The sequence below is a fragment of the Ancylobacter mangrovi genome (assembly GCF_024752335.1).
GTDB classification, from domain to species: domain Bacteria; phylum Pseudomonadota; class Alphaproteobacteria; order Rhizobiales; family Xanthobacteraceae; genus Ancylobacter; species Ancylobacter mangrovi.
In genome coordinates this window covers 1-1,531 of the sequence record NZ_JANTHY010000017.1, presented here as the reverse complement: position 1 = coordinate 1,531, position 1,531 = coordinate 1, and the positions used below count along the sequence as shown (strand labels likewise).

Below are 1,531 nucleotides of genomic sequence, written 5' to 3'. Positions count from 1 at the left end.
CGATTCCGTTGAAAAAGTCGATGTTGCTGCGGGCTCGAAGTCCTGATTCAGTTGTCCTCAGGGATGGAGGACAGGCCGATGATGGGCGAGCGAATGGGGGCGCAGGAGGCGCTGTTCTACGAGTTTAGCCTCGAACGCCACGTTCCTGCCGGCCACCTCGTGCGAGCTATCGACAGGTTCGTCGACCTCGCCGGCATTCGGGCGTACCTCAAGCCCTTCTACAGCGAGACCGGCCGACCCTCGATCGACCCCGAGCTGATGATCCGGATGCTGCTCATCGGCTATTGCTTCGGCATTCGCTCGGAACGGCGGCTGTGCGAGGAGGTTCACCTCAACCTGGCCTATCGCTGGTTTTGCCGGCTCGGCCTCGACGGCCGCGTGCCGGACCACTCCACCTTCTCCAAGAACCGGCATGGCCGCTTCCGCGACAGCGACCTGCTGCGGCACCTGTTCGAGGCGGTGCTGCAGCGTTGCATCGCTGAGGGGTTGGTCGGCGGAGAAGGCTTCGCCGTCGATGCCAGTCTGATCAAGGCTGAAGCCAGCCGGCAGAAGGGTGTCGATGGCAAAGCCGGGCTGTCGCCCGAGGTGGCCAGCCGCGCGGTCGAGGAATATCTCGCCGTCCTCGACGATGCAGCCTTCGGCGCGGCCACCGAGGTCACCCCGAAGTTTCTCTCGCCGGCTGATCCGGCTGCCCGCTGGACCGGCGCCCATGGCGGTCAAGCCTTCTTCGCCTATTCCACCAACTATCTGATCGACGTAGACAACGCGATCATCGTCGACGTCGAGGCCACCACCGCAATCCGACAAGCCGAGGTCCTGGCGGCGAAACGCATGATCGAGAGGTCGATGGACCGTTTCGACCTTTATCCGGCACGGCTGATGGGCGACAGCGCCTATGGCTCCGCCGAGATGCTCGCCTGGCTCGTGCATGAACATGGCATCGAGCCGCACGTCCCTGTGTTCGACAAGTCGGCGCGTCGCGACGGCACATTCAGCCGCACCGACTTTGCCTACGATCATGTTCGGGATCTCTACACCTGTCCGGGCGGCAAGGAGCTGCGCCGGTATCGTCGCCGCTTCAGTGTGACCCGCGACAGTGTCGATCCACACGGCCTCATGCGCTACCGCGCGGCCAAGTCCGATTGCGGTGCCTGCGCGTTGAAAGCGCAGTGTTGCCCAGCCGACCCCCCACGCAAGGTCTTGCGGTCGATCCATGAAGGGGCCCGCGACATGGCTCGGGATATCGCCGTCACCGACGCGTACGTCACATCGCGGCGGCAGCGCAAAAAGGTGGAGATGCTGTTCGCCCACCTCAAACGCATCTTGAGGCTCGATCGGCTACGCCTGAGGGGACCAAACGGCGCTCGGGACGAGTTCCACCTCGCCGCCACTGCCCAGAACCTCAGGAAGCTCGCCAAGCTCCTCCCGGGCGGACCGCAGATCAGCCCGGCATGACCGGAGAAGGCGTCCACCGGCGAAACCCGCCTTCGTGCCGGCGCGCCTCACAGGCCGAGTTTTTCAACGGAATCGG

General features: G+C 64.5%; 1 protein-coding gene. It reads left to right on the top strand.

Going from position 1 to position 1,531, the window contains the following annotated elements; genetic code table 11:
- The first annotated feature begins 78 nt into the window (after positions 1–78).
- Entirely contained in the window at positions 79–1,455 is a 1,377-nt protein-coding gene (locus NVS83_RS23435) for a transposase (protein ID WP_258741754.1), read from the top strand.
- Positions 1,456–1,531 lie beyond the last annotated feature (76 nt).

What these genes read in the sequence shown, in the direction of transcription:
- NVS83_RS23435 (WP_258741754.1), top strand. Translation starts at nt 79, where the DNA reads ATGATGGGCGAGCGAATGGGGGCGCAGGAGGCGCTGTTCTACGAGTTT.